The following is a 23789-nucleotide window of genomic DNA, read 5'->3' on the forward strand; positions in this document are numbered from 1 at the left end:
CATGCGCTCGCACCTGCTCAATGGCCTCACAGCGGAGCACTACCGCCGCTCCGTGACCGAAGGAGTCGAGCGGGTGGCGGCCAAACTCGCCACCACCGACCGTCCGTTCACCGGCGTCACCGTGGACGCCCTCACCCCCCGCATCGACGAGATCGACCTCGACCGGCCACTCGGCGACTCCGCCGCGGTCCTGGACGAGCTGGAGGACCTCTACCTCCGCGACGCGATCTACTTCCACCACCCCCGCTACCTCGCCCACCTCAACTGCCCCGTGGTCATCCCGGCGGTGCTCGGCGAGGCCGTGCTCTCCGCGGTCAACTCCTCCCTGGACACCTGGGACCAGTCGGCCGGCGGCACCCTCATCGAGCGGAAACTGATCGACTGGACGGCCGAGCGGATCGGCCTCGGTCCGGCCGCCGACGGCGTGTTCACCTCCGGCGGCACCCAGTCCAACCTCCAGGCATTGCTGCTCGCCCGCGAGGAAGCCAAGGCCGACAGTCTCGCCGACCTGCGCATCTTCGCCTCCGAGGTCAGCCACTTCAGCGTCAAGAAGTCCGCCAAGCTCCTCGGGCTGAGCCCGGACGCCGTGGTCGCCATCCCCGTCGACCACGACAAGCGGATGCAGACCGTCGCCCTCGCCCACGAGCTGGAGCGCTGCAAGAGGGACAGCCTCGTCCCCATGGCCGTCGTCGCCACCGCCGGCACCACCGACTTCGGCTCCATCGACCCGCTGCCGGAGATCGCCGAACTGTGCGCCCAGTTCGGCGCCTGGATGCACGTGGACGCGGCCTACGGCTGCGGGCTGCTCGCCTCCCTGAAGCACCGGTTCCGTATCGACGGCATCGAGCGCGCCGACTCGGTCACCGTCGACTACCACAAGTCCTTCTTCCAGCCCGTGAGTTCCTCCGCCGTGCTGGTCCGGGACGCGGCCACCCTGCGCCACGCCACCTACCACGCGGAGTACCTCAACCCGCGCCGCATGGTGCAGGAGCGCATCCCCAACCAGGTCGACAAGTCCCTGCAGACCACCCGCCGCTTCGACGCCCTCAAGCTGTGGATGACGCTGCGGGTGATGGGCGCCGAGGGCATCGGCGAACTCTTCGACCAGGTCTGCGAGCTGGCCCAGGAGGGCTGGCGGCTGCTCGCCGCCGACCCCCGTTACGACGTCGTCGTGGAGCCTTCGCTGTCCACCCTCGTCTTCCGCTACATCCCGGCGGCCGTCACCGACCCGGCCGAGATCGACCGCGCCAACCTGTACGCCCGCAAGGCCCTGTTCGCCTCCGGCGACGCCGTGGTCGCGGGCACCAAGGTCGGCGGCCGCCACTACCTGAAGTTCACCCTGCTCAACCCCGAGACGACGCCGGCCGACATCGCCGCCGTCCTCGACCTGATCGCCGGCCACGCCGAGCAGTACCTGGGAGAGTCCCTTGACCGCGCGTCCTGAAGCCCCGACCAAGACCTACGACTTCGTGGGGATCGGGCTCGGCCCCTTCAACCTCGGCCTCGCCTGCCTCACCGAGCCCATCGCCGAACTGGACGGAGTCTTCCTGGACTCCAAGCCCGACTTCGAGTGGCACGCGGGCATGTTCCTGGACGGCGCCCATCTGCAGACCCCGTTCATGTCGGACCTGGTCACCCTGGCCGACCCGACCTCGCCGTACTCCTTCCTCACCTACCTGAAGGAGAAAGGCAGACTCTACTCGTTCTACATCCGCGAGAACTTCTATCCCCTGCGCGTCGAGTACGACGACTACTGCCGCTGGGCGGCGAACAAACTCACCAACGTCCGCTTCAGCACCACGGTCACCGAGGTGACGTACGAGGACGACCGGTACGTCGTCCGCACCCAGAGCGGGGAAACGTTTCGCGCCCGCCACCTCGTCCTCGGCACGGGAACGGTCCCCTATGTTCCGCAGGCGTGCCAGGGCCTCGGCGGCGACTTCCTGCACAACGCGCAGTACATGCACCGCAAGGCGGAGTTGCAGTCGAAGAAGTCCATCACGATCGTCGGCAGCGGCCAGAGCGCGGCGGAGATCTATTACGAGCTGCTCTCCGAGATCGACGTCCACGGCTACGACCTCAACTGGGTCACCCGGTCCCCCCGTTTCTTCCCCCTCGAATACACCAAGCTGACCCTGGAGATGACCTCTCCGGACTACATCGACTACTTCCGCGCGCTCCCCGAGGAGACCCGCTACCGGCTGGAGAAGCAGCAGAAGGGCCTGTTCAAGGGCATCAACTCGGAGCTGATCGACTCGATCTTCGACCTGCTCTACCAGAAGAACGTCGAAAGCGGCGATCGCCCGGTCCCCACCCGCCTGCTCACCAACTCGTCGCTGACGAGCGCCCGTTACGAGGACGGCTCGTACACACTCGGCTCCCACCAGGACGAGCAGGACAAGGACTTCGAGATCCACACCGAGGGCCTGGTGCTGGCCACCGGCTACCACTACGAGCCCCCGGTCTTCCTCGACCCGATCCGCGACCGCCTCCGCTTCGACGGCCACGGCCGCTTCGACGTCGCCCGCAACTACGCGATCGATGTGACGGGCCGGGGCGTCTTCCTCCAGAACGCCGGCGTCCACACCCACAGCATCACCAGCCCCGACCTGGGCATGGGCGCGTACCGGAACTCGTACATCATCCGCGAGCTGCTGGGCACCGAGTACTACCCGGTCGAGAAGACCATCGCCTTCCAGGAGTTCGCCGTATGACCAGCACGGACATGACCTTCACGTTCCGCCCCCTCGACCCCCTGAAGGACGCCGAGCTGCTGCACGGCTGGGTCACCCACCCCAAGGCCGCCTTCTGGATGATGCAGGACGCGAAGCTGGAGGACGTCGAGCGCGCCTACATGGAGATCGCGGCCGACGAGCACCACGACGCCCTGCTCGGGCTGCGGGACGGCGTGCCCGCCTTCCTGATGGAGAAGTACGACCCCGCCCACCGGGAGCTGGTCGGGCTGTACGAGCCCGAGCCCGGTGACGTCGGGATGCACTTCCTGACCCCGGCCACCGACACCCCCGTACACGGATTCACCAAGGCCGTCATCACCGCCGTCATGGCCCACCTCTTCGAGGACCCGGCCACGCGCAGGGTCGTCGTCGAGCCGGACGTCCGCAACAAGGCCGTGCACGCCCTCAACGAAGCCGTCGGGTTCGTGCCCGAGCGGGAGATACGGAAGCCGGAGAAGCAGGCGTTGCTGAGTTTCTGCACGCGGGAGCGGTTCGTCGCGGCGACGGGGGTGGCCGCATGAGTCTCGCCGACGCCGTGGCCCATCTGTCCCCGGAACGCTGGGACACCGCCAACCGCCTCCTCGTCCGCAAGGCGCTCGCCGAGTTCGCCCATGAGCGGCTGATCACGCCCGAGCCGGAGGGCGACGGGTACGTCGTCCGCAGCGACGACGGGCTCACCGCCTACCGGTTCGCGGCCACCCTGCGCGGCCTCGACCACTGGGCGGTCGACGCCGGCTCGATCACCCGTCATCGCGCCGGTACCGAACTCCCCCTGGCCGCCCTGGACTTCTTCATCGAGCTGCGGCAGGCGCTGGGGCTGAGCGACGAGATCCTGCCCGTCTACCTGGAGGAGATCTCCTCCACCCTCTCCGGCACCTGCTACAAGCTCACCAAGCCGAAAGTCACCTCCGCCGAGCTGACGCGCAGCGGCTTCCAGGCGATCGAGACCGGGATGACCGAGGGCCACCCCTGCTTCGTCGCCAACAACGGGCGGCTCGGCTTCGGCATCCACGAGTACCTGTCGTACGCGCCGGAGACCGCGAGCCCCGTGCGGCTGGTGTGGCTGGCCGCGCACCGGTCGCGGGCCGCGTTCACGGCGGGGGTCGGGATCGAGTACGAGTCCTTCCTGCGGGAGGAACTCGGTGAGCGGACGCTGAACCGTTTCCGCGCCACCCTCACCGACCAGGGTCTCGACCCGGCCGACTACCTGCTCATCCCGGTCCACCCCTGGCAGTGGTGGAACAAGCTCAGCGTCACCTTCGCCGCCGAGGTGGCCCGCCGGCACCTGGTGTGCCTGGGCGAGGGCGACGACGAGTACCTGGCCCAGCAGTCCATACGGACCTTCTTCAACGCCTCCGACCCGCACAAGCACTATGTGAAGACGGCCCTGTCCGTCATCAACATGGGCTTCATGCGCGGGCTCTCGGCCGCCTACATGGAGGCGACGCCGGCGATCAACGACTGGCTCGCCCAGCTCGTCGAGAACGACAGCGTGCTGAAGTCGACCGGCCTGTCGATCATCCGGGAGCGGGCGGCCGTCGGCTACCGGCATCTGGAGTACGAGCAGGCCACCGACCGCTACTCGCCGTACCGCAAGATGCTGGCCGCGCTGTGGCGGGAGAGCCCGGTGCCGTCGCTGCGCGAGGGCGAGTCCCTCGCGACCATGGCGTCCCTGCTGCACGTGGACCACGAGGGCGCCTCGTTCGCGGGCGCACTGATCGAGCGGTCGGGCCTGGCACCCGCCGAGTGGCTGCGGCAGTACCTGCGGGCCTACTTCACCCCGCTGCTGCACAGCTTCTACGCCTACGACCTGGTCTTCATGCCGCACGGCGAGAACGTGATCCTGGTGCTGAAGGACGGGGTCGTGCAGCGCGCGATCTACAAGGACATCGCCGAGGAGATCGCCGTCATGGACCCGGACGCGATCCTGCCGCCGGAGGTGCGGCGGATCCGGGTCGAGGTGCCCGAGGACAAGAAGCTGCTGTCGATCTTCACGGACGTCTTCGACTGCTTCTTCCGGTTCCTCGCGGCGAACCTCGCCGCCGAGGGGATCCTGGAGGAGGACGGCTTCTGGCGCACGGTCGCGGAGGTCACCCGTGCGTACCAGGAGTCGGCGCCGGAACTCGCCGACAGGTTCGCGCAGTACGACATGTTCGCGCCGGAGTTCGCGCTGTCCTGCCTGAACCGGCTCCAGCTGCGCAACAACCGGCAGATGGTGGACCTCGCCGATCCGTCGGGCGCGCTCCAGCTGGTGGGGACCCTGAAGAACCCGATCGCCGGCTTCTGACGGCTCACACGGACGGACGGGCACCCCGGATTACGGTCCTTGGGGGTGCCCGTCCGTCAGCGTGTGCTCAGCTCGCCGGCCAGGGCACCTGCGGCGACCGGTAGTACGTGATCCCGAGGGCCTTCCAGCGCGGGCCCTGGGCCGCGAGGCGGACCCGGTAGCGGGCCCAGTCATGGGTGGCCGCCGGGGACCAGCCCAGCTCGGCCGCTCCCGCGAGGCGCGGGAAGGCCATGTACTCGATGTCGGCGGACTTGGTGAGGGTCTCGGACCACAGGGGCGCCTCGACGCCCTTGACGGCCGAGGCGGGTGCTCCGGGGAGGTAGGCGCCCGGGTTCCAGTCGTAGGAGCGCTTCACCTCCACGTAGCCCGCCCACTTCGTGCCGAGCCTGGTGTTCCGGGTGTACTTCATGTCGAGGTAGAGCCGGTCGGCCGGCGACAGGATCAGCCCGGTGCCGTTCTGGGCCGCCTTGGCCACCTGGGCCTTCTCCGCCGCGCTGGTGCCGTCCACGCCCCAGTACTGGGCGAGGGCGCCCTGGGCGGGCGTGGCGCCGGTCAGCTGGTGCCAGCCGACGACCGTCTTGCCGTACTTGGCGACGATCGGCTGCACCCGGTCCATGAACTTCACGTAGTCGGCGTGGCTGGTGGAGTGCGCCTCGTCGCCGCCGATGTGCAGGTAGCGGCCGGGGGTGAGCGCGGCCAGCTCGCGGATGACGTCGTCCACGAAGGTGTACGTCACCTCCTTGGGCACGCACAGCGAGCTGAAGCCGACCTTGGTGCCGGTGTACAGCGGGGGTGCGACGCCGTCGCAGTTGAGGTCGGCGTAGGAGGCGAGGGCCGCGTTGGTGTGGCCGGGCAGGTCGATCTCGGGGACGACCTCCAGATAGCGGGAACCGGCGTAGCGGACGATCTCCTGGTAGTCGGCCTTGGTGAAGTAGCCGCCGTGGCCGCCGCCGACCTGGGTGGAGCCGCCGTAGGTGGCCAGCCGCGGCCAGGAGTCGACGGCGATGCGCCAGCCCTGGTCGTCGCTGAGGTGCAGATGCAGGGTGTTGATCTTGTACAGGGCCATCTGGTCGATGTAGCGCTTGACCTGGGCGACCGTGAAGAAGTGCCGGGAGACGTCCAGCATGGCGCCGCGGTAGCCGTAGCGCGGGCGGTCCTCGATGGTGCCGCCGGCGATCCGCCAGGGGCCGGGCTGGACGGTCTTCTTCTCGATCGAGGCCGGGAGCAGCTGACGCAGGGTCTGGACGCCGTGGAAGAGCCCTGCGGGGGTGCTCGCGGTGAGGGAGACGCCGTGGGGTCCGCTGCCGAGGCGGTAGCCTTCGGCGCCGAACGGCCCGTCGGTCAGGTGGAGTCGGATGCCGCCGCCACCCTGCTCCGTGAGCGGCAGCGGGTAGCCGGTGGACGGGCGCAGGATGCCGGCGAGGTACGCGCCGATCCGGCGGACCTCGGCCGAGCCGTCGACGACGAGGCGGGTGGCGCGGGTGATGCGGTACGGGGATCCGGCGGGCCTGACCGAGGCGGGCGCGGGGACGACCCGGTCGAGCGGGGTCGTCGCGGCCGCGCTCGGGACGGGTGCCGCGCCGACGGTGAACACGCCTGCCGCCGCCAGAAGCAGCAGTGACCCGAGGATCCGGGTCAGTCGGGGAGTCGTGCTGTGGTTCGGTCTCACATGCGCTCCCTTCACGAGTGGTAAAGACCACTCTCCCGCAGATCCGGTGAAACAATCCCCGCATGGCGGAAATCATCCAGAAGGACGGCACCTGGGCCTTCGACGGCGACGCCCTCAGGCTGACCCCCGGGCGGGACAAGAACGTCGGTCTGCTGCGCGGCACGCTGGGTGAACTCGTCGTACCGCTGGGCGCGTTGGCGGGCGTCTCCTTCGAGCAGGGGAAGAAGTCGGGGCGGCTGAGGCTGCGGCTGCGCGACGGCGCCGACCCGCTGCTGCACGCCACCGGCGGCCGGCTCACCGAGCCGCACGACCCGTACCAGCTGACCGTGGAGTCCGACCGGTACGGCGTCGCCGAGTACTTCGCGGACGAGGTCCGCAACGCCCTGCTGCTGGACGGGGTTTCCCCGGATCCGGTCGCCGGGTACCTGCTGCCGGGGCCGTCCGTGCCGCTGTCCGTCTCGGCCGGGGACGGCACGGCGGGCTTCGACGGCGAGCGGGTGCGTCTGGAGTGGAACTGGAAGACGGAGGACGCGAAGGCCGCCACCGGTCCCCGGACGATCGCGCTCACCGAGATCACGGCCGTGGAGTGGCAGCCGGCGGCGGGGCTGGAGAACGGCCATCTGCGCTTCACCGTGCGCAGCGTGCCCGCCACCGCACCGCCGAAGTACGACCCCAACGCGGTCGAGCTGTGGGGCTTCAAGCGGGACCCGCTGATGGCCCTGATCGCGGCCGCCGTACAGGCCCGGCTGCCGCACCCGTCGGCCCCGCCCGCCGAGACGGCCGTACGACCCGGGCCGGCGCAGCTCACGAACGCGCCCCCCGCCGAGGACGACCACGACGCACTGCTGCGACGGCTGCGCGAGCTGGGCGAGCTGCACCGCTCGGGGGTGCTGACGGACGAGGAGTTCGCCCTGGCGAAACAGGCGGTCCTGAGGCGCATGTAGACGCACGCAGAGGACCGCCTGCTCTCAGCAGGCCTACTTGGCCTTGCGTGCCACCGTGAAGTGGTCGATCCGGTCACCGGTCTCGGCGATGCCCTGGACCTTCAGGGTGGTGTAGCGGCCCTTCGGCGCGGGGGTGACGTCCACGCGCAGGAAGGAGTAGTTCAGGTAGCGGACGCGCGACCAGGTGACGGTCTCGTTCTGCTTGCCGTCCTTGAGGTTGACGAAGGAGGCCACGGAGTCGACCTCGTGCTCGTGACCCTCGTACGAGTCCGGGGCGGTGAAGGCGTAGAGGCTGCGGCCCGCCGCACCGGCCGTGACGTACACCACGCCCTCGGTGTCGGAGTATGCCGTCTCGCCGATCGGCAGCTTCTTGACGACCTGGTTGCCCTTGATGACGTCGGTGCGCTCGTACTGGTGGTTGTGGCCGTTGATGACCAGGTCCACCTGGTACTTGTCGAACAGCGGCACCCACTCCTGGCGCACGCCCCCCTCCGAGGCGTGCGCGGTGGAGGTGCAGTACGCGCAGTGGTGGAAGAACACGATGACGAAGTCGATGTCGTCCGAGGCGCGGAACTTCTTCAGCTGATCCTCGAACCACTTCGTCTGGGTTCCGCCGGAGATGCCCAGGTTCGCCGGGATCTCGAAGGAGACGTCGTTCGGGTCCAGCGAGATGATCGCCGTGTTGCCGTAGACGAAGGAGTAGACACCCGGGAGGTTCTTCGCGTCCGGGCCGTTGTCGGGGAGGCTCCAGCGGGCCTCCTCGCCGCCGTAGCCGTTCGGCGAGTACCAGGCCTCCATGTCGTGGTTGCCGTACGAGACCATCCACGGGACCTGCTTGGCGACCGACTCGGTCTGGTACAGGAACTGGTCCCAGGTGCGCGAGTCGAAGCCGGTGTCGGTGGTCTTGCCCTGGCCCGCCGGGTCGCCGTAGGCGATGTCACCGGCGTGCAGGTGGAAGGCCGGGTCCTGGCCGAGGATCAGGCTGTCGTTGGCCAGGGCGTGGTAGCTGACGCCCTGGTCGCCGAAGGCCGTGAAGGTGAACGGCGCCTTGTGGGCGGGGGCGGTGGTGAAGGTGCCCAGGGTGCCCAGCAGGTGCGGCTCGGCCGGGTCGAAGCCCTGGTGGCCCACGCCGTAGTAGTAGGTCCTGCCCGGGCGCAGGTGGGTGAGCTTGGCGTGGATGTAGTACTGGGTGTGGTCGCCGCTCGCGCCGACGCCGGCCGGGGTGTAGAGGGTGCGGACCTCGGCGGGGATCTTGCGGGAGAGGTCGCACGGGTGGCCGCCGATGCGGATGAACGGGTCCTTCACCGCGACCGGGACCTGCCAGGAGACAGTGATCTCGGTGCGCGGGTCGTTGCCCCAGGCCAGGTGGCGGCCGAAGGGGGCGACATAGGCGCCGTCGACCTGCTCGGTGGCGGGGGCGGTGCGCTGGGTCGGTACGGCGGCCTGGGCGGTGCCGCCCGGTATGAACGCGCCGCCCGTGACGGCGCCCAGAGTGACGGCACCGCCTCTGATCATGGTGCGCCGCGAGAATCTGGCGCGCAGGTACTCATGCTGCTCGGCCATGCTCATGCGCTCGGCCAGCTTCTCGGGTACTCCCATACGAGGAATGTCCATGGCGTCTGAAACTCGTGGGTCCGGGCGACGCGGCACAAGACGCAGGATGGACAGCTTGCGAACAGAGCCCCATAAGAGTTTCAACAGGCGCTTGCCCGGAATCGGGCACGATTCTTGCGAAACTCGCGCCGGTACCCCAGGATCTACCGGGTGCACGAGGAACTTGTCGATCATCTGACGCGGTCCACGCCCCTGAACCGGGGCGAGGCGCTGCGGGTGGTCCAGGACGTGCTCGCCTTCTTCGACGAGACGACGCAGGACTACGTCCGTCGCCGCCACCGCGAACTGCAGGCCCAGGGCCTGCAGAACACGGAGATCTTCGAACGGATCGAGGCGGACCTGAAATACCGGGCGGTGGCGCCGCCGGAGCTGACGCTCAGGCAGCTGCGCCGCATGGTCTACGGCTGAGAACCAGTCGGAACCACGGACTGAGGAATACCTATATATGTGCGGAATTGTCGGATACATCGGGAAGCGTGACGTGGCGCCCCTCCTCCTGGAGGGCCTGCAGCGCCTGGAGTACCGCGGCTACGACTCGGCGGGCATCGTCGTCACCTCCCCGAAGACGGCCGGCCTGAAGATGGTCAAGGCCAAGGGCCGGGTGCGCGACCTGGAGGCCAAGGTCCCCGCGCGCTTCAAGGGCACCACCGGTATCGCCCACACCCGCTGGGCCACCCACGGCGCCCCCTCCGACGTGAACGCCCACCCGCACATGTCGGCCGACCAGAAGGTCGCCGTCGTGCACAACGGCATCATCGACAACGCCTCCGACCTGCGCCGCAAGCTGGAGGCGGACGGCGTCGAGTTCCTCTCCGAGACCGACACCGAGGTCCTCGTCCACCTGATCGCCCGCTCCCAGGCCGAGACCCTGGAGGAGAAGGTCCGCCAGGCCCTGCGCGTGGTCGAGGGCACCTACGGCATCGCGGTGATGCACGCCGACTTCTCCGACCGCATCGTGGTGGCCCGCAACGGCTCCCCGGTGGTCCTCGGCATCGGTGAGAAGGAGATGTTCGTCGCCTCCGACATCGCCGCCCTGGTCGCCCACACCCGGCAGATAGTGACGCTGGACGACGGCGAGATGGCCACCCTCAAGGCCGACGACTTCCGCACGTACACCACCGAGGGCACCCGTACGACGGCCGAACCGACCACCGTGGAGTGGGAGGCGGCGTCGTACGACATGGGCGGCCACGACACGTACATGCACAAGGAGATCCACGAGCAGGCCGACGCCGTGGACCGCGTGCTGCGCGGCCGCATCGACGACCGCTTCTCCACCGTGCACCTCGGCGGTCTGAACCTGGACGCCCGCGAGGCGCGCAAGATCCGCCGGGTGAAGATCCTCGGCTGCGGCACCTCGTACCACGCGGGCATGATCGGCGCCCAGATGATCGAGGAGCTGGCCCGCATCCCCGCCGACGCCGAGCCGGCCTCCGAGTTCCGCTACCGCAACGCGGTCGTGGACCCCGACACCCTGTACGTGGCCGTGTCCCAGTCCGGTGAGACGTACGACGTCCTCGCCGCCGTCCAGGAGCTGAAGCGCAAGGGCGCCCGCGTCCTCGGCGTGGTGAACGTCGTCGGCTCGGCGATCGCCCGCGAGGCCGACGGCGGCATCTATGTGCACGCCGGCCCCGAGGTCTGCGTGGTCTCCACCAAGTGCTTCACCAACACCACGGTCGCCTTCGCGCTGCTGGCCCTGCACCTCGGCCGCACCCGTGACCTCTCGGTCCGCGACGGCAAGCGCATCATCGAGGGCCTGCGCAAGCTGCCCGCGCAGATCTCCGAGATCCTCGACCAGGAGGAGGAGATCAAGAAGCTGGCGGAGCAGTACGCCGAGGCCCGCTCGATGCTCTTCATCGGCCGTGTGCGGGGCTACCCGGTGGCCCGCGAGGCCTCCCTGAAGCTCAAGGAGGTCTCCTACATCCACGCCGAGGCCTACCCCGCCTCCGAGCTGAAGCACGGCCCGCTGGCCCTCATCGAGCCGGCCTTGCCGACGGTGGCGATCGTCCCCGACGACGACCTCCTGGAGAAGAACCGCGCGGCCCTGGAGGAGATCAAGGCCCGCAGCGGCAAGATCCTCGCGGTGGCCCACCAGGTCCAGGAGAAGGCCGACGAGACGATCGTGGTCCCGAAGAACGAGGACGAACTCGACCCGATCCTCATGGGCATCCCGCTCCAGCTGCTGTCGTACCACACGGCGAAGGTCCTCGGGCGCGACATCGACAAGCCCAGGAACCTCGCGAAGTCAGTGACAGTGGAGTAACTCCCTAGGGGCGCGGGGAACTGCGCGACCAGCCCCCACGCACCCGCACAGGCGCGACGAACAGAACGGACCCCCACGTGTGCCACCGATCACGTGGGGGTCCTCTCCGTGCCGCCGCACATCAGCCGGTGGCCGTCACCCCCCGGCGGGCGGCACGTCCGGGAAGCGCCGTCGGCCAGTGCGCGAGCGCCGCCGTCGCCGCGTACCAGGCAACCGCACCGGAGACCGCGGCCACCCAGCCGCCGACCTTCGCGAGAGAGGAGCTGTCGGCGAAGGCCGCGACGGCGAGCAGCAGCATCGCCAGGAACAGGAGCCCGTGGACGAGCTGACCGAGGCTGTCGCCGCCCGCCAGGGTCAGCGTGAGGGCCACGAGGGCGAACAGCAGCAGGAACAGGCCGGTCGCGTTGGCCGACATCTGACCCGCGACGGCCCAGGTGAACCAGAGAGCGCCGAGGGCCACGAAGCCGGTGCCGGAGCCGCTGTCACCGGCACGGAAGGCCAGCAGGCCGACGAGGAACAGGGCGATGCCGCCCACGTAGTGAGCGAGTGACACGGCGTCGGATGCCCCTACGCCGTCGATCACGCCGGTTGTGCCGAGCCCGAACGCCAACAGGGTGATACCCAGGGCGAGTCGGCCGACCACGGTGGTGTTTCCACTTCCCGCTGAGACGTCGTTGTCCACGGCGGGCTCCCTTCATGCATGTGCAGTTGCGCGGTGACCGATATATGCCCTTCACAAGGGCACAAACACCTCTACGCGCGAGTAGTTTCAGGCTGCACAAAGGGAGTTGACAGAGTGTCGGAAGCTCAGGGAATGACGATCACGGGCCGCTGTGCACGCTTGGCGAGCCGCCCGGCCACGGAGCCGAAGATCCGGCCCACGATGCCGTGCGTCGAGCCGACCACGATCGCGTCGGCCTCGTACTCCCGCCCCACCTCTTCGAGTTCGTGGCAGATGTCACCGCCGCGCTCGACCAGGATCCAGGGCACCTCGGCCAGATAGTCCGCGCACGCCAACTCCAGACCCAGCACCTCGGTGCGGTGGTCCGGCACGTCGACGAAGACGGGCGGCTCACAGCCGGCCCACACCGTGGTGGGCAGCCGGTTGGCCACGTGGACGATGATCAGGCCCGAGCCGGAGCGGTGGGCCATGCCGATGGCGTAGGCGAGGGCGCGCTCGCTGGACGTCGAGCCGTCGAAGCCGACGACCACACCGTGCTTGAAGGCGGGGTCGCAGGAAGGGCTTGACTCTTCCGCCGCCAGGGGCTCGGCCGCCGTGGGATCGGCGACGGGCCGCTTGCGGTCCGCGGGTTCGAAGAATTCGTGACCGGCCATGGCTGTCTCGGCGTTGTGATCCTTTGTGGGTGGGGGGTGACATCGGGTGGCGGTGCTGTGTCCGGGATTCGTCTTCCCAACCCCATACCCCCAAGGGTACGGCGGCACGCCTCCTCTGCCCAGATCGCGCACACGCTCCGTAAGCGGCCCCCCGGTGTCCGTAGGGGTTCCCCGGAGCATGCACGAGCAGCGCCCGTAACGCAATGGTTGCTGCCCCGTACAGGCGGTTTGCACAGGATCCCGGGGCGACGGCCGGTGACCGACCGATCGAACAGGCGTTGAACCCCGGTGAGCCATCGCCACAGGGAGTACGAGATGTCCGGACCCCGCTCCACCTCCGACCCGCACCCCGCCCCGGACACCACGAGCGACGTGATCCGCTGGGCGGCCTTCAGCTGCGTCCTCGTACCCGTGGTCCTCGTCTGGTACGGCACCTCGCTCGCCGGTGCCGCCGGCACCGCCCTCGGCCTCGCCGCCGTCACGGCCGCCTGCCGCGTCCTGCTGCGGCGGTCCGAGCGTTGCGCCGCGCAAAGAGGCGGACGTCACACCAAGGAGAAGACACCGGTCGACTGACCGGTTTTTGCGCCTAGGAACGCTTCTTTTCGGCCAACTTCTGGATACCGTTCCGGAGGGGTCGTACCCACCCCCCAACCCCCGTTCCACCTGCACGGAAAGGGTCTGAGCGGACCCGCGCACCCTACGCGGTTTGGCCACTGCGACAAGGCGCACTTCCCTGCACGGCCCACGAGTGCAACCCTTCGTGATCGAATGCTTCACGCCAAGTTGTCATGTCGACAATGTCCGGCGTGTCTAACCGGCCACCGTGAGACCGCGGTAGCCAGTAGATTCGATCTTGATTACGGCGGGGGACTCGTGCAGGACCGAGGGGAAACGTGCAGGAGCGACACAACCGAGGAGCCGCGACCACCGAGGGGGGCTTAGCAGGATGAGCCACGACTCCACTGCCGCGCCGGAAGCCGCGGCCCGGAAACTCTCCGGGCGACGCCGCAAGGAAATCGTCGCGGTGCTGCTGTTCAGCGGCGGCCCCATCTTCGAGAGTTCCATTCCGCTGTCGGTGTTCGGGATCGACCGCCAGGACGCCGGCGTGCCGCGCTACCGACTGCTGGTGTGCGCCGGCGAGGAAGGCCCACTGCGGACCACAGGGGGCCTGGAACTCACCGCACCGCATGGGCTCGAGGCGATCTCGCGCGCGGGTACGGTCGTCGTACCGGCCTGGCGCTCGATCACCTCACCGCCGCCGGAGGAGGCGCTCGACGCACTGCGCCGTGCGCACGAGGAGGGCGCCCGTATCGTCGGGCTGTGTACCGGGGCCTTCGTCCTGGCCGCGGCCGGACTGCTGGACGGCCGCCCGGCGACCACACACTGGATGTACGCGCCGACGCTGGCCAAGCGCTATCCGTCGGTGCACGTGGATCCGCGCGAACTGTTCGTCGACGACGGAGACGTACTGACCTCCGCCGGTACGGCGGCGGGGATCGACCTGTGTCTGCACATCGTGCGGACGGACCACGGCAACGAGGCGGCCGGCGCGCTGGCCCGCCGGCTGGTGGTCCCGCCGCGCCGCAGCGGCGGCCAGGAGCGCTATCTCGACAGGTCTTTACCAGAGGAGATCGGCGCCGACCCGCTCGCCGAGGTCGTCGCCTGGGCGCTGGAACACCTCCACGAGCAGTTCGACGTGGAGACGCTGGCGGCACGCGCCTACATGAGCCGACGTACGTTCGACCGCCGGTTCCGCTCGCTCACCGGCAGCGCCCCGCTGCAGTGGCTGATCACCCAGCGGGTGCTGCAGGCGCAGCGGCTGCTGGAGACGTCGGACTACTCCGTGGACGAGGTGGCGGGCCGCTGCGGCTTCCGCTCACCGGTCGCGCTGCGCGGGCACTTCCGCCGCCAGCTCGGCTCGTCCCCCGCCGCCTACCGGGCCGCCTACCGGGCCCGACGGCCGCAGGGCGAGCGGCACGCTGACACGGAGGCGCAGGTGGCGCAGCCAGGACTGTCGGGCGCGCCCGGCCTGCCCGGTCCCGGACCGCTGGGCCACACGCCCCCGGTCCTGCACCCGGACCGGGAGAGCGGGGTCCCGATGCAGAGCCGCCGCCAGCCGGTGAGCCTGCTGCCGGGACCGCGCAGCGGCAGCTGAGCGAGGCGTACAGAGGAGAGGGGGCGGGCACACACCCGCCCCCTCTCCTCTATACCTCCAGCGGCGAGATCACCCCGTGCACGGCAGACCCGCGGAGCGACCTCGCGCCGTAAGGTGAGACACATGAACGATCGCATGGTGTGGATCGACTGCGAGATGACCGGCCTCTCGCTGTCCGACGACGCTCTCATCGAGGTGGCCGCCCTCGTCACCGACTCCGAGCTGAACGTACTCGGCGAGGGGGTGGACATCGTCATCCGTCCGCCGGACTCGGCGCTGGAGACGATGCCGGAGGTGGTGCGTCAGATGCACACCGCGTCCGGGCTCCTCGACGAGCTGGCCGGGGGCACGACGCTGGCCGACGCCGAGGAGCAGGTGCTGGCGTATGTACGGGAGTGGGTGAAGGAGCCCGGCAAGGCCCCGCTGTGCGGCAACTCCGTCGGCACCGACCGCGGCTTCCTGCTGCGGGACATGCCGACCCTGGAGGACTACCTCCACTACCGGATCGTCGACGTCTCGTCGATCAAGGAGCTGGCCCGCCGCTGGTACCCCCGGGCCTACTTCAACAGCCCGGAGAAGAACGGCAACCACCGCGCCCTCGCCGACATCCGCGAGTCGATCGCCGAGCTGCGCTACTACCGCGAGGCCGTCTTCGTCCCGCAGCCCGGCCCGGACTCCGACACCGCCAAGTCGATCGCCGCCAAGCACGTCCTGCCGGCCCAGTAGAACCCCGTCGGAAGCCCCCGCGAAAACCTGTGCGCGAGCACCCCTTCGGACCCTGTAGACTTCTTCTCGGCCGGTCGGGGAAACGACAAGTTCCACCACCGGTCATGGTGGGTGTAGCTCAGCTGGTAGAGCACCTGGTTGTGGTCCAGGATGCCGCGGGTTCGAGTCCCGTCACTCACCCTGAGTGATCAGCCGGTGACTCCGTCGAGAGACGGGTCACCGGCTGATTCGTTTTCGCGCCTGACGCCCTCCACTCCTGGCTCGTACGCCGACGGCTCCGCGCGTCCCACCGCACCCCGACCCGGTGCAGTAGAACTCGCTCCGGCGGTCACCCGCCCCGCTCAAGACGAAGCCCGCACCTCCAGCTCCGTGGACAACACTGCATGCCGCCGCTCCAGCCCCCGGGACATGGCCGGGCGGCGGTCGGCTATCTCCGTGAGCAGGAGGTCGATCATCGCGCGGCCCATCTCCTCGATGGGCTGGCGGACGCTGGTCAGTGGTGGGTCCATGTGGCGGGCGATGGCCGAGTCGTCGTAACCGACCAGCGCCACGTCGTCCGGGATCCGCACGCCCGCCTCGCGCAGGACCTGGCGGGCGCCCGCCGCCATGACGTCGGAGCCGGCGAAGACCGCGTCCAGGTCGGGGTGGCGGGCGAGCAGCGTGGTCATCGCGCGGCGGCCGCCCTCCTCGGTGAAGTCCCCGGGTTCGATGAGGAGTTCGTCCACCTGACGGCCCGCGTCCCGCAGGGCGTCGCGGTAGCCGTCGACGCGGCGCTGGGCGCCGTAGACGTCGAGGCGGCCGGTGATGTGGGCGATCTTGCGGCGGCCCCGGGAGAGCAGGTGCTCCACGGCCGAGCGGCCGCCGCCGTAGTTGTCCGAGTCCACCGAGGTGAGCGTCTCCGTGGCCGAGCGCGGGCCGCTGATCACCGCCGGGATCTCCAGCTGGGCCAGCAGATCCGGGAGGGGGTCGTCGGCGTGGACCGAGACCAGGAGGACGCCGTCCACGCGGTGGGCCGCCAGGTACTGGGCGAGGCGCTGCCGCTCCCGGTCGCTGCCCGCGAAGATCAGCAGTAGCTGCATCTCCGTGTCGGAGAGTTCGGCGCCCACGCCGCGCAGCATGTCCGAGAAGTACGGCTCCGCGAAGAAGCGGGTCTCGGGCTCGGGGACGACCAGCGCGATGGCGTCGGTGCGGTTGGCCGCGAGGGCGCGGGCCGCCGTGTTCGGGACGTAGCCGAGTTCGGCGACCGCCGCCTCGACCGCCGCGCGGGTCGCGTCGCTGACCCGGGGCGAGCCGTTGATCACCCGCGAGACCGTGCCCCGGCCGACCCCGGCCCGGGCGGCAACCTCCTCGAGCGTGGGACGCCCCCCGCTCCGGCCCCGCGCTCCGTGGCTTGCCATGGGATCCGCCTCCCTCACACCAACATCCTGGCTGGCTGGAATCTAACAGTCCTGGCCAGAGCGGCGAGCGGCAGCGGACGTCCGGGGAAGGCCAGTTAACGCTCGGATAACTGAACGCATCCCTCCGCGTCCGCTCCCTTGACACCCCGCCGCGAACCGACGACTCTTCAACACATCACTGGTGGGAGCGCTCCCACAGTACCTGACACATACACATCCCGCACGTTCCCCGCCCGAGCCGCAGCGAGTACGAACGGGCCCAACCATGCAGTTGGCCGGGGGGTCGGCACGTCAGGCAACAGGAGGACGCAATGCGCACGAGCATCCGCCGGTCCCGCAGGCTGGGGGCCTTCGTGGCCGTCGCCGCGCTGACCACAGGGCTGCTGGCCGGCTGCGCCAACGACTCGGACGACGGCTCGTCGAACGCGGACGGCGGCAGCAACGGCAGTGGCAAGGGCAAGATCACGCTGACCATCGGGACCTTCGGCGTCTTCGGCTACAAGCAGGCCGGCCTCTACGACGAGTACATGAAGCTCCATCCGAACATCAACATCAAGGAGAACGTCACCACTCGTACCGACGTCTACTGGCCGAAGGTGCTCACCCGCCTCCAGGCCGGCTCCGGCACCGACGACATCCAGGCCATCGAGGTCGGCAACATCACCGAGGCCGTCCAGACGCAGGGGAACAAGTTCGTCGACCTCGGCAAGGACGTCGACAAGTCGCAGTGGCTGGACTGGAAGAACGCCCAGGCCACCACCAAGGACGGCAAGCTCATCGGGCTCGGGACCGACATCGGGCCGATGGCCATCTGCTACCGCCAGGACCTGTTCAAGCAGGCCGGCCTGGAGACCGACCGGACCAAGCTCGCCGCACAGTGGAAGGGCGACTGGGCCAAGTACGTCGACGTCGGCAAGCAGTACATGAAGAAGGCGCCCAAGGGCACCAAGTTCGTGGACTCCGCGTCCTCCGTCTACAACGCGGCCCTGGGCGGCGGCGACCAGCGGTACTACGACAAGGACGGCAACGTCGTCTGGGACAAGTCCAGCGGTGTGAAGACGGCCTGGGACGTGGCAATGTCCGTCGCGACCAGCAACATGTCGGCGAAGCTGAAGCAGTTCGACCCGACCTGGGACCAGGGGTACGCCAACGGCACCTTCGCCACGGTGGCCTGCCCGGCCTGGATGATCGGCTACATCGAGCAGAAGTCCGGTGACTCCGGCAAGGGCAAGTGGGACGTGGCGGCGGCCCCGACCGCGGCCAACTGGGGCGGCTCCTTCCTCGGTGTGCCGACGGCGAGCAAGCACCAGAAGGAGGCCGTCGAGCTGGCCAAGTGGCTGACCGCGCCCGAGCAGCAGGCCAAGGTCTTCGCCAAGCAGGCGAGCTTCCCGTCGACCCCGTCGGCGTACGCGAGCCTGAAGCCGGCCGCCGACACCACGGCGTACTTCTCGAACGCGCCGATCACGCAGATCTTCTCCGACTCGGCGAAGACCATCCCGACGCAGTACTTCGGCACGAAGGACCAGCCGATCAACACCGCGATCACCGACGTCGGCATCCTCCAGGTCGAGCAGAAGGGCAAGTCCCCCGCGCAGGGCTGGGACGCCGCGTCCAAGGAGATCAAGGACGTGCTCGGCCAGTGACCAGCTCCAAGCAGGCTCTCGCGCACCCCGCGTCGAGCGCCGAGGCCGCGCCCGGCACCCCGCCGGGCGCGGCCCGGGGCGCTCACGGTCGCGGTACGCCGGCGGGCACCGACTCCTGGCGCAGCCGGCTGTACCGCTGGGACATGAAGGCGTCGCCGTACGCGTTCGTCGCCCCCTTCTTCGTCCTGTTCGGGGCCTTCACGCTGGTCCCGCTGCTCTACACGGCCTGGTACTCGCTGCACAACGTCCAGCTGTCGGCGCTGGACCACCAGACCTGGGCGGGCCTGGACAACTACCGGAACCTGTTGTCCTCGGACTTCTTCTGGAACGCCCTGAAGAACACGTTCACCATCGGGCTGATCTCCACGGTTCCGCAGCTGCTGGCCGCGCTCGGCCTCGCCCATCTGCTGAACTACAGGCTGCGCGGCTCGACCGTGTGGCGGGTCGTGATGCTGACCCCGTACGCCACCTCGGTGGCCGCCGCGACCCTGGTGTTCACGCTGCTGTACTCGTGGGACGGCGGCATGATCAACTGGATTCTCCACTTCGTCGGGGTCGATCCCGTCAACTGGCGTGAGTCGGACTGGGGTTCGCAGTTCGCGGTGTCGTCGATCGTGATCTGGCGCTGGACTGGCTACAACGCGCTGATCTACCTGGCGGCGATGCAGGCGATCCCGACGGATCTGTACGAGTCGGCGGCGCTCGACGGCGCGAACCGCTGGCAGCAGTTCCGGCATGTGACGATCCCGCAGCTGCGGCCCACGATCCTGTTCACGATCGTCGTCTCCACCATCGGCGCGACCCAGCTCTTCGGCGAGGTCCTGCTGTTCGGCGGGGTCAGCGGGTCCAAGGGCGGCTCCGAGCACCAGTACCAGACGCTCGGTCTGTACATGTACGACCAGGGCTGGATCATCGGCAACCTCGGCAAGGCGTCCGCGATCGCCTGGTCGATGTTCCTGATCCTGTTGATCGTCGCCGCGGTCAATCTGCTGCTCACCCGACGGCTGAGGAAGTCCCAATGACGACCAGTGAACTGACGCTGCCCGCGGCGAAGGCGACGAAGGTGAAGCGTCGCCGGGTGATGGGCGCGGGCAAGCAGCTGCACGCGGGCCCGGTGACGTACGTCGTCCTGACGATCTTCGCTCTCGTCTCGCTGGCCCCGCTGGTGTGGACGGCGATCGCGGCCTCGCGCACCGACCGGCGGCTCGCCCAGACTCCGCCGCCACTGTGGTTCGGCGGCAACCTGTTCAAGAACATGCAGGCCGCCTGGGACCAGGCGGGGCTCGGTACGGCGATGTTCAACTCGGTGATCGTGGCGGGCACGATCACGGTGAGCACGGTGCTGTTCGCCACGCTGGCCGGCTTCGCCTTCGCCAAGCTGCGGTTCCGGTTCTCCGGCCTGCTGTTGCTGCTGACCATCGGCACGATGATGATCCCGCCGCAGCTGGCCGTCGTACCGCTGTACCTGTGGATGTCGAACTTCGGCTGGTCCAACCAGCTGCAGACGGTGATCCTGCCGAGCCTGGTGACGGCGTTCGGCACGTTCTTCATGCGGCAGTACCTGGTGCAGGCGCTGCCGTCGGAGCTGATCGAGGCGGCCCGGGTGGACGGGGCGAGCAGCATCCGGATCGTGTGGCACGTGGTGTTCCCGGCCGCCCGGCCCGCGATGGCCGTGCTCGGCCTGCTGACCTTCGTGTTCGCCTGGAACGACTTCCTGTGGCCGATCATCGCCCTGAACCAGCAGAACCCGACCGTGCAGGTGGCCCTGAACTCGCTCGGCACCGGCTATGTCCCGGACCAGGCGGTGATCATGGCGGGTGCGCTGCTCGGCACGCTGCCGCTGCTGATCGCCTTCCTGCTGTTCGGCAAGCAGATCGTGGGCGGGATCATGCAGGGCGCGATCAAGGGCTGACACCCTCCGGCAAGGGGGCCGGGCCACCGCCGCCCCGGCCCCTTCCTCCCCCACCTCCCCACCCACTTCGTCGGTCTCCTACGACCTCAATGGGAGCGCTTCCATGCCTGAACCCGTTACCTCCGTGACCTTTCCTCCCGCCTTCCTCTGGGGCGCCGCGACCTCCGCGTACCAGATCGAGGGGGCGGTGCGGGAGGACGGCCGCACCCCCTCGATCTGGGACACCTTCAGCCATACGCCGGGCAGGACGGCCGGCGGCGAGACCGGTGACATCGCCGTCGACCACTACCACCGCTACCGCGACGACGTGGCGCTCATGGCGGACCTGGGCCTGAACGCCTACCGCTTCTCGGTCTCCTGGTCCCGGGTGCAGCCGACCGGGCGGGGCCCGGCGGTCCAGGTGGGCCTGGACTTCTACCGCCGCCTGGTGGACGAGCTGCTCGCGCGCGGCATCAAGCCGGCGGTCACCCTCTACCACTGGGACCTGCCGCAGGAGCTGGAGGACGCGGGCGGCTGGCCGGAGCGGGACACCGCGCTCCGGTTCGCCGAGTACGCGCAGCTGGTCGGCGAGGCGCTGGGCGACCGGGTGGAGCACTGGATCACCCTCAACGAGCCCTGGTGCAGCGCCTTCCTGGGCTACGGCTCCGGCGTCCACGCCCCCGGGCGCACCGACCCGGCTGCCTCCCTGCGCGCGGCCCACCACCTCAACCTGGCCCACGGCCTGGGTACGGCGGCCCTGCGCTCGGTGATGCCGGCCCGCAACCAGATCGCCATCAGCCTCAACTCCTCGGTGGTACGACCCCTTTCGCAGGACCCGGCCGACCTGGCGGCGGCCCGCCGCATCGACGACCTGGCCAACGGGATCTTCCACGGGCCGATGCTGCACGGGGCGTACCCCGAGACCCTCTTCCCGGCGACGGCTTCGGTCACCGACTGGTCGTACGTCCTCGACGGCGACGTCCGCACGATCAACGCGCCGCTGGACGCGCTCGGCCTGAACTACTACACGCCGACCCTCGTCTCGGCAGCCCCCGACACGGTCCGGGGCCCGCGGGCCGACGGCCACGGCGCCAGCGACCACTCCCCCTGGCCGGCCGCGGACGGTGTGCTGTTCCACCAGACCCCGGGCGAGCGCACGGAGATGGGCTGGACGATCGACCCGACGGGCCTGCACGAGCTGATCATGCGCTACTCACGGGAGGCCCCCGGCCTGCCGCTGTACATCACCGAGAACGGCGCGGCCTACGACGACAAGCCCGACCCGGACGGCAACGTCCACGACCCCGAGCGCATCGCCTACCTCCACTCCCACCTCTCGGCGGTCCGCCGCGCCCTCACCGACGGCGCGGACGTACGCGGCTACTACCTGTGGTCCCTGCTGGACAACTTCGAGTGGGCGTACGGCTACGGCAAGCGCTTCGGCGCGGTGTACGTGGACTACGCGACCCTGGAGCGGACCCCGAAGTCGAGCGCGCGGTGGTACGGGGAGGCGGCACGGACGGGGGCGCTGCCGGGGGTGTCGGCCGCCTAGCGGCAAGGGGCGCGGCACCCCTCGGGGGGAGGGGTGCCGCGCCTCGCCGGTCAGGAGCCGTACGGCTCGGTCACTTGAAGGCGCCGAACGCCTTCGAGAACGCGAACTTGTCCTGGGTGATCGAGCTGCACGTGGCATCGGCGGTGGGCTTGGTGCCGCCGTCGCACTGCTTGTCGCGGGTCGCGGACCACATGGAGAGCCAGCCGAGGCCCTTGGACTTGGCGAAGTTCACCAGCTGGGTGGCGTCGTCGACCTTGAAGACCTCGGAGGAGACGTCGTTGACGCCGAGCATCGGGGTGACCGCGACCGTCTTCCAGGCGGCGGAGTCGGACAGCCCCAGCACGCTCTTGACCTGGGCCTGGGTGGCGGTCGCCGCCTGCTCGGCATAGGTGCCCATGTCGCCGCTGTAGGAGGGGCCGTAGTCCATCGCCATGATGTTGACGGTGTCGATCTTCACGCCGTTGGACTTGGCGTTGGAGAGCAGGTTCACGCCGTCCTGGGTCAGGCCCTCGGGCATCACCGGGAGGGTGTAGGAGACGTCCAGGCCCGGGTGCTGGGCCTGGAGCTTGGCTATGGCCTGGGCGCGGCGGGTGTTGGCGGCCGTGTTCGGCAGCGCGCCGCCCTCGACGTCGAAGTCGACCTTGGTCAGCTTGAAGGCGTCGACGACCTTGCCGTAGGCGGCGGCCAGCGCGTCCGCGGAGGAGCAGGTGGTGGCCAGCTCGGAGCCGGAGGCGCCGCCGAAGGAGACTCGGACGTCACCGCCCTTGGCGCGCAGGGAGCCGATCTGCGCGGCCACGCCGTCGCTGGTGACGTCCGTGACGCCGCCCCACTTGGGGGTGCAGCCGCCGCCGTCGGTGATGAAGGCGAGGTTGAAGTTCTTCACGCCGGTCGCGTCGGCCGCGGCGAGGAGGTCGAAGGCCGGGTAGAGGGAGGTGTCGACGTAGGGCGCGAAGCCGGCGGAGGCGGTGGTGCCGCTGCCGGTGCTTCCGGTCGGCGTGGGCGTCGCGCTCTGGGTGGGGGTGGCGCTCTGGGTCGGGGTCGCGGTCTGGGTGGGGGTCGCGGTCTGGGTGGGGGTCGGGGCCGGCGACTGGGTCTGCGTCGGGCGGCCGCTCGGCTCGGGGGTCGCGCCGCCGTCCGCGGAACAGCTCGCGTTGTCGATCCGACAACCGGTGGGATCACCGGCGCCGTTGACGACGAAGCCGACGGTGACCGACTTGCCGGGCGCGAGGCCCTCGGTGTCCCACTTGGCCTGCTTCACGGTGACGTGCTGACCGCTCACGCTCGACTCGCCGTTCCACAGCGAGCTGAGCTTCGCGCCCGCGGGGAGGTCGAACTCCAGCGTCCAGGTCTTCTCCGCCTGGCCGCTGTTGTTGGTGACGACGTACTGCGCGGTGTAGCCCGTCGACCAGTCGCTGGTCTTGGTGTACGCGGCGTTCACGCCGGCCGCGTTCGCGGTGCCGGTCAGCAGGACCGCGCCGCCGCCGACCACGGCCGCGGCGACCAGGCCGCCGATCGCCTTGTTCCTGCCACTGATCCTGCGCCGGTGCATGCTCATGCGCGTGCCTGCTTTCGCTGTTC

Annotated in this window: 20 protein-coding genes and 1 tRNA gene; 15 read left to right on the forward strand and 6 right to left on the reverse strand. The window is 69.5% G+C overall.

Annotated elements, in window-relative coordinates; genetic code table 11:
- Position 1: 1 nt before the first annotated feature.
- The 4 genes from desA to BEK98_RS01150 are packed head-to-tail and all read left to right on the forward strand — an operon-like array spanning position 2 to position 5022.
- The gene (gene desA, locus BEK98_RS01135) at positions 2 to 1444 is read left to right on the forward strand and encodes a lysine decarboxylase DesA (protein WP_094214422.1); all 1443 of its coding nucleotides are present in this window, start codon (positions 2 to 4) and stop codon (positions 1442 to 1444) included.
- Positions 1428 to 2714 (forward strand): lysine N(6)-hydroxylase/L-ornithine N(5)-oxygenase family protein, encoded by a 1287-nt coding sequence (locus tag BEK98_RS01140; protein WP_094214423.1) that lies wholly within the window; start codon positions 1428 to 1430, stop codon positions 2712 to 2714. Before desA ends, BEK98_RS01140 begins: the two co-directional genes overlap by 17 nt.
- Positions 2711 to 3256 carry a GNAT family N-acetyltransferase gene (locus BEK98_RS01145; protein ID WP_094214424.1) on the forward strand — a complete coding sequence of 182 codons (546 nt, stop codon included), beginning with the start codon at positions 2711 to 2713 and terminating at the stop codon, positions 3254 to 3256. The genes BEK98_RS01140 and BEK98_RS01145 overlap by 4 nt, the downstream gene beginning before the upstream one ends.
- Complete coding sequence (locus tag BEK98_RS01150; protein ID WP_094214425.1) at positions 3253 to 5022, forward strand: IucA/IucC family protein; 1770 nt, start codon at positions 3253 to 3255, stop codon at positions 5020 to 5022. The genes BEK98_RS01145 and BEK98_RS01150 overlap by 4 nt, the downstream gene beginning before the upstream one ends.
- A 67-nt stretch (positions 5023 to 5089) precedes the next feature.
- Here BEK98_RS01150 and BEK98_RS01155 read toward each other — a convergent pair whose 3' ends face one another.
- Positions 5090 to 6691, reverse strand: a complete 1602-nt coding sequence (locus tag BEK98_RS01155) for a beta-N-acetylhexosaminidase (protein WP_094214426.1) — start codon at positions 6689 to 6691, stop codon at positions 5090 to 5092.
- A gap of 62 nt (positions 6692 to 6753) precedes the next feature.
- On the opposite strand from BEK98_RS01155, the gene BEK98_RS01160 reads away from it, so the two are divergent.
- On the forward strand, positions 6754 to 7635 hold the full coding sequence (locus BEK98_RS01160; protein ID WP_094214427.1) for a DUF4429 domain-containing protein: 882 nt from the start codon (positions 6754 to 6756) through the stop codon (positions 7633 to 7635).
- Between the two features lie 33 nt (positions 7636 to 7668).
- Here the strand turns inward: BEK98_RS01160 and BEK98_RS01165 are convergent, their stop codons facing one another.
- Positions 7669 to 9234: a purple acid phosphatase family protein gene (locus BEK98_RS01165; RefSeq protein ID WP_094214428.1), complete on the reverse strand. Its 1566-nt coding sequence runs from the start codon at positions 9232 to 9234 to the stop codon at positions 7669 to 7671.
- A 165-nt stretch (positions 9235 to 9399) separates the two neighbouring features.
- Between BEK98_RS01165 and BEK98_RS01170 the strand changes: the two genes are divergently transcribed.
- Positions 9400 to 9657, forward strand: a complete 258-nt coding sequence (locus tag BEK98_RS01170; RefSeq protein ID WP_094214429.1) for a hypothetical protein — start codon at positions 9400 to 9402, stop codon at positions 9655 to 9657.
- Between the two features lie 37 nt (positions 9658 to 9694).
- Positions 9695 to 11512: a glutamine--fructose-6-phosphate transaminase (isomerizing) gene (gene glmS, locus BEK98_RS01175; protein WP_094214430.1), complete on the forward strand. Its 1818-nt coding sequence runs from the start codon at positions 9695 to 9697 to the stop codon at positions 11510 to 11512.
- Between the two features lie 121 nt (positions 11513 to 11633).
- Here the strand turns inward: glmS and BEK98_RS01180 are convergent, their stop codons facing one another.
- Complete coding sequence (locus tag BEK98_RS01180; RefSeq protein ID WP_094214431.1) at positions 11634 to 12194, reverse strand: GPR1/FUN34/YaaH family transporter; 561 nt, start codon at positions 12192 to 12194, stop codon at positions 11634 to 11636.
- 125 nt (positions 12195 to 12319) lie between these two features.
- A complete protein-coding gene (locus tag BEK98_RS01185) occupies positions 12320 to 12847 on the reverse strand; it encodes a universal stress protein (RefSeq protein WP_094214432.1) in 528 nt (175 codons plus the stop codon).
- A 315-nt stretch (positions 12848 to 13162) separates the two neighbouring features.
- Here BEK98_RS01185 and BEK98_RS01190 point away from each other — a divergent pair, with 315 nt between their 5' ends.
- From BEK98_RS01190 to BEK98_RS01205, 4 genes are all read left to right on the forward strand, one after another.
- Positions 13163 to 13420: a hypothetical protein gene (locus tag BEK98_RS01190; RefSeq protein WP_208642973.1), complete on the forward strand. Its 258-nt coding sequence runs from the start codon at positions 13163 to 13165 to the stop codon at positions 13418 to 13420.
- Positions 13421 to 13793: 373 nt separating this feature from the next.
- Entirely contained in the window at positions 13794 to 15002 is a 1209-nt protein-coding gene (locus BEK98_RS01195; RefSeq protein ID WP_094214433.1) for a helix-turn-helix domain-containing protein, read from the forward strand.
- Between the two features lie 123 nt (positions 15003 to 15125).
- Entirely contained in the window at positions 15126 to 15728 is a 603-nt protein-coding gene (orn, locus tag BEK98_RS01200; RefSeq protein ID WP_094214434.1) for an oligoribonuclease, read from the forward strand.
- A 107-nt stretch (positions 15729 to 15835) separates the two neighbouring features.
- Positions 15836 to 15908, forward strand: a tRNA-His gene (locus BEK98_RS01205).
- Positions 15909 to 16069: 161 nt separating this feature from the next.
- Here BEK98_RS01205 and BEK98_RS01210 read toward each other — a convergent pair.
- Positions 16070 to 17125, reverse strand: coding sequence for a LacI family DNA-binding transcriptional regulator (locus tag BEK98_RS01210; RefSeq protein ID WP_094214435.1), 1056 nt, complete (start codon positions 17123 to 17125; stop codon positions 16070 to 16072).
- Between the two features lie 311 nt (positions 17126 to 17436).
- Between BEK98_RS01210 and BEK98_RS01215 the strand changes: the two genes are divergently transcribed.
- From BEK98_RS01215 to BEK98_RS01230, 4 genes are all read left to right on the forward strand, one after another.
- Positions 17437 to 18768, forward strand: coding sequence for an ABC transporter substrate-binding protein (locus BEK98_RS01215; RefSeq protein ID WP_094214436.1), 1332 nt, complete (start codon positions 17437 to 17439; stop codon positions 18766 to 18768).
- Positions 18765 to 19790, forward strand: coding sequence for a carbohydrate ABC transporter permease (locus BEK98_RS01220; RefSeq protein ID WP_094214437.1), 1026 nt, complete (start codon positions 18765 to 18767; stop codon positions 19788 to 19790). The genes BEK98_RS01215 and BEK98_RS01220 overlap by 4 nt, the downstream gene beginning before the upstream one ends.
- The gene (locus tag BEK98_RS01225; RefSeq protein WP_208642974.1) at positions 19787 to 20680 is read left to right on the forward strand and encodes a carbohydrate ABC transporter permease; all 894 of its coding nucleotides are present in this window, start codon (positions 19787 to 19789) and stop codon (positions 20678 to 20680) included. The genes BEK98_RS01220 and BEK98_RS01225 overlap by 4 nt, the downstream gene beginning before the upstream one ends.
- A gap of 103 nt (positions 20681 to 20783) precedes the next feature.
- A complete protein-coding gene (locus BEK98_RS01230; protein WP_094214438.1) occupies positions 20784 to 22211 on the forward strand; it encodes a GH1 family beta-glucosidase in 1428 nt (475 codons plus the stop codon).
- A 70-nt stretch (positions 22212 to 22281) separates the two neighbouring features.
- Here the strand turns inward: BEK98_RS01230 and BEK98_RS01235 are convergent, their stop codons facing one another.
- A complete protein-coding gene (locus BEK98_RS01235; RefSeq protein WP_094214439.1) occupies positions 22282 to 23766 on the reverse strand; it encodes a glycoside hydrolase family 18 protein in 1485 nt (494 codons plus the stop codon).
- Positions 23767 to 23789 lie beyond the last annotated feature (23 nt).

Origin of the sequence: Streptomyces diastatochromogenes, assembly GCF_002242805.1 — a bacterium.
In the GTDB taxonomy this organism is placed as follows: Bacteria; Actinomycetota; Actinomycetes; order Streptomycetales; family Streptomycetaceae; genus Streptomyces; species Streptomyces diastatochromogenes.

Coding starts and splice junctions, on each gene's coding strand:
- glmS (WP_094214430.1), top strand. CDS start 9,695: ATGTGCGGAATTGTCGGATACATCGGGAAGCGTGACGTGGCGCCCCTC.
- BEK98_RS01195 (WP_094214433.1), top strand. CDS start 13,794: ATGAGCCACGACTCCACTGCCGCGCCGGAAGCCGCGGCCCGGAAACTC.
- BEK98_RS01230 (WP_094214438.1), top strand. CDS start 20,784: ATGCCTGAACCCGTTACCTCCGTGACCTTTCCTCCCGCCTTCCTCTGG.
- BEK98_RS01215 (WP_094214436.1), top strand. CDS start 17,437: ATGCGCACGAGCATCCGCCGGTCCCGCAGGCTGGGGGCCTTCGTGGCC.
- BEK98_RS01160 (WP_094214427.1), top strand. CDS start 6,754: ATGGCGGAAATCATCCAGAAGGACGGCACCTGGGCCTTCGACGGCGAC.
- orn (WP_094214434.1), top strand. CDS start 15,126: ATGAACGATCGCATGGTGTGGATCGACTGCGAGATGACCGGCCTCTCG.
- BEK98_RS01225 (WP_208642974.1), top strand. CDS start 19,787: ATGACGACCAGTGAACTGACGCTGCCCGCGGCGAAGGCGACGAAGGTG.
- BEK98_RS01165 (WP_094214428.1), bottom strand. CDS start 9,234: ATGGGAGTACCCGAGAAGCTGGCCGAGCGCATGAGCATGGCCGAGCAG.
- BEK98_RS01235 (WP_094214439.1), bottom strand. CDS start 23,766: ATGAGCATGCACCGGCGCAGGATCAGTGGCAGGAACAAGGCGATCGGC.
- BEK98_RS01145 (WP_094214424.1), top strand. CDS start 2,711: ATGACCAGCACGGACATGACCTTCACGTTCCGCCCCCTCGACCCCCTG.
- BEK98_RS01210 (WP_094214435.1), bottom strand. CDS start 17,125: ATGGCAAGCCACGGAGCGCGGGGCCGGAGCGGGGGGCGTCCCACGCTC.
- BEK98_RS01185 (WP_094214432.1), bottom strand. CDS start 12,847: ATGGCCGGTCACGAATTCTTCGAACCCGCGGACCGCAAGCGGCCCGTC.
- BEK98_RS01150 (WP_094214425.1), top strand. CDS start 3,253: ATGAGTCTCGCCGACGCCGTGGCCCATCTGTCCCCGGAACGCTGGGAC.
- BEK98_RS01190 (WP_208642973.1), top strand. CDS start 13,163: ATGTCCGGACCCCGCTCCACCTCCGACCCGCACCCCGCCCCGGACACC.
- desA (WP_094214422.1), top strand. CDS start 2: ATGCGCTCGCACCTGCTCAATGGCCTCACAGCGGAGCACTACCGCCGC.